This is a genomic window from Deltaproteobacteria bacterium, assembly GCA_016223005.1.
GTDB lineage: Bacteria > Desulfobacterota > GWC2-55-46 > UBA9637 > GWC2-42-11 > JACRPW01.
In genome coordinates, this window is sequence record JACRPW010000023.1 from 1 (window position 1) to 3,094 (window position 3,094).

At 41.6% G+C, this 3,094-nt stretch carries 4 protein-coding genes; all 4 read left to right on the forward strand.

What is annotated here, in order from left to right:
- Position 1 precedes the first annotated feature (1 nt).
- Genes HZC45_02730 through HZC45_02745 form a run of 4 tightly spaced genes read left to right on the forward strand, consistent with a single transcriptional unit; the run spans position 2 to position 3,085 of the window.
- Positions 2–934: an integron integrase gene (locus HZC45_02730; protein ID MBI5682073.1), complete on the forward strand. Its 933-nt coding sequence runs from the start codon at positions 2–4 to the stop codon at positions 932–934.
- Complete coding sequence (locus tag HZC45_02735) at positions 931–1,881, forward strand: VWA domain-containing protein (protein ID MBI5682074.1); 951 nt, start codon at positions 931–933, stop codon at positions 1,879–1,881. The genes HZC45_02730 and HZC45_02735 overlap by 4 nt, the downstream gene beginning before the upstream one ends.
- 57 nt (positions 1,882–1,938) lie before the next feature.
- On the forward strand, positions 1,939–2,913 hold the full coding sequence (locus HZC45_02740; GenBank protein MBI5682075.1) for a VWA domain-containing protein: 975 nt from the start codon (positions 1,939–1,941) through the stop codon (positions 2,911–2,913).
- Entirely contained in the window at positions 2,894–3,085 is a 192-nt protein-coding gene (locus HZC45_02745) for a hypothetical protein (protein MBI5682076.1), read from the forward strand. Before HZC45_02740 ends, HZC45_02745 begins: the two co-directional genes overlap by 20 nt.
- The last annotated feature ends 9 nt before the right edge of the window (positions 3,086–3,094 follow it).

The following is a 3,094-nucleotide window of genomic DNA, read 5'->3' on the forward strand; positions in this document are numbered from 1 at the left end:
ACTGCGTGAGGCATTGAGGCTGCGGCACAGGTCATACTCCACCGAAAAAACTTACCTCACATGGGCGCGCAGTTTTCATGCCTTTATAAATAACAAAGAACCTGCTGACCTTGAAGGTAGAGATATTCAGGATTTTCTGAGTTATCTTGCTGTTGAAAAAAAGGCGTCTCCTTCCACTCAGAATCAGGCGCTAAATGCTATTGTTTTTCTATACCGTCATGTGCTTGATAAGGATATAGAGGGTATGATAGACGCTGTGCGGGCGCGGCAGAGGAGAAGGCTTCCTGTTGTTTTGAGTATAAAGGAGATAACCTCTATATTTGAATATATGACTGGAACACAACAGCTCATGGCAATGCTTATTTATGGGTGCGGGCTTCGGCTGCAGGAATGCCTGAGTTTGAGAATCAAAGATATTGATATTGAACAAAATATAGTGATTGTTCGTTCAGGGAAAGGAGACAAGGACCGAAGGACTATGCTTCCTGAATCGTTAAAGGATAACCTTATCCATCATCTTTCAGAGGTAAGGGCAATGTATGATGAGGATAGGGCAAAAGATTTGAACGGTGTTTATCTGCCGAATGCCCTTGAAAGGAAATACCCAAATGCAGGAAAGGAATGGGCATGGTTCTGGCTGTTCCCCTCAAAATCAATCTCTGTTGATCCGCGCACTCATATTGTCCGCCGGCATCATATGCATCCTGCATCGCTTCAAAAGGCATTCAAGACCGCCGCTGGAAAAGCGGGTATTGCAAAACAGGCTTCTGTGCATACACTCAGACATAGTTTTGCAACGCATCTGCTGGAAAAGGGCTATGACATCAGAACGATTCAGGAACTTTTAGGGCATTCCAATCTCCAGACGACTATGATATATACCCATGTGGCGACAAGAAATATTCTCGGGGTGCGGAGTCCGCTGGATAAATGATATTCTCTAATTCATTTTTTTTATCACTCCTTTTAATCATCCCTTTTCTCATCTGGCGGCAGATAAAGAGAAAAAGGGAGAGGTTTGTCCTGCCATTTTCATCTGTAAAGAGTTTTAAAGGTTACAAATCCCGTTTGTCAAAATACAGATGGATACTGGAGTATACATGGATAGTGGCACTTATCCTGCTCGTCATTGCATTTGCCCGACCTCAGATGATGCTGAAGGCAGACGGGCTGTCAAAGGAAGGGATTGATATTATGCTTGCAATAGATATTTCAGGCAGCATGAAAGAAGAGGGACTCATCGCCCAGAAATTAAAGGTAGTCCAGGCAATAGCAAAGGAATTTGTAAAGGGCAGAAAAACCGACCGTATAGGACTGGTTGCATTTGCAGGCGCTCCCCTGATGGTTTGTCCGCCCACAGATGATTATACTGTCCTGTCTGATTTTATAGATGGTATAAAGTTCGGTATGCTGCCTGATGGCACAGCATTAGGCGATGCAGTTGCATTATCAATAGATATTTTAAAACATGATAAGGCACGGGGCAGGATAATAATACTCTTAAGCGACGGCATAAATAATTCAGGAACCGTTGACCCTCTTGTATCTGCAAAGGCTGCGAGGGTAATGGGCGTAAGGGTTTATACAATAGAGGAAGGGTATGCAGCAGAACATTATCTTGTCCAGAGGCAGACAAACTGGGGTATGGACATTGACCTGTTAAAAGAGGTTGCAGATATAAGCGGCGGCACTCACTTTAAAATCTCTGATACAAGAAATCTATTGGCTGTATATAAGGAGATAGAAAAGATTGAAAAAGATAAACTCGCATCAACAAGGACTGAATATAATGATGTATATCAATATCTTCTCGTTTCAGCGATTTTAATATTTTTAACAGAGACTATCCTCTTAAATACAAGATTCAGTAAAATACCATAAACTGATATGCGATTTGCAAATCCATATATCTTATCTTTGCTGATGCTAATCCCCATTTTGCATTTATTCTATATATGGGCGCTCCGCCGTAAAACAAGACATGCCTCTGCCTTTGGATTATCCATTCCAAAAGACGGGAGGAGGAATATCTTTTTTTCAATCAGCCTGTTCTTTGTTGTCATTGCAATGGCAGGTCCGCAATTTGGGACAGAGGATGTAGTCGTGGGCAGGAAAAAGGTTGATGTTGTTATTGCAATTGATGCCTCTTTAAGCATGCTCGCAAGGGATGATAATAAATCAAGGCTTGATATTGCGAAAAGGATTTCAAGTAATCTGATTGAAAGTATTGGCGAGGCAAGGGTTGGGCTCATTGCATTTGCAGCAAAACCTGTTATTATGTCTCCGCTTACAACAGATATTAACATTGTAAAGACATTCCTTGACAGGCTGGATACAGGCATGTTCTGGAATCAGGGGACATCAATAAAACTTGCACTTGATGAAGGTGTGAATATATTTAAGAAAAGTGAAGGGAGGAAAAAGATTATCCTGCTTTTAACAGACGGCGATGACCCTGATGCCAGCCATTATGAACTTACGGATAATATTGCAAGACAGGGGATTAAAATATATACTATTGGTATTGGCAGTAAGAAAGGTGCTCAGGTTCCGATGTTTTCAAAGGAAGGTATTTTCATGGGTTACAAGAAGGACGCGGAGGGAAGGGCTGTTATTACAAGATTAAATGAGGATGCCTTAAAGGATATAGCCAGCCGCACAGGCGGGGTGTATTACAGGCAGGATTTTTCGCTTGATAGTTTTTTACAGGAATTGCTGATCGGCGCAGAGATTGAAAAAACAAGTGAAAAGGTTATGAGATATAGAGATGTTTTTCAGTTTTCGCTTGGTATGGCTATAATATTTCTTGTTCTTGAAAAACTTCTATCCTTTGCAAAGGTGCAGCGGATAAGATATTATGACAATATATATTATTTAAAATCAGGAGGTGTGTATGGAACATACAGAAAATGAGTTAAAGGAAGAAAAGAAGGAGAAGACACAGAGGGATATTGAGGAGGGAAGGGCAGAGGAGATGGCAAAGGCAGCAACGCATTATGCAAAGTGCGGCGAGTGCGGCGCAGTTCTGCCTGTTGAGCAGATGTCGGATAATGGAAGTTATATTGTATGCCCGAAGTGCCTTTAGGCATAAAAA

Coding starts and splice junctions, on each gene's coding strand:
- HZC45_02735 (MBI5682074.1), top strand. CDS start 931: ATGATATTCTCTAATTCATTTTTTTTATCACTCCTTTTAATCATCCCT.
- HZC45_02745 (MBI5682076.1), top strand. CDS start 2,894: ATGGAACATACAGAAAATGAGTTAAAGGAAGAAAAGAAGGAGAAGACA.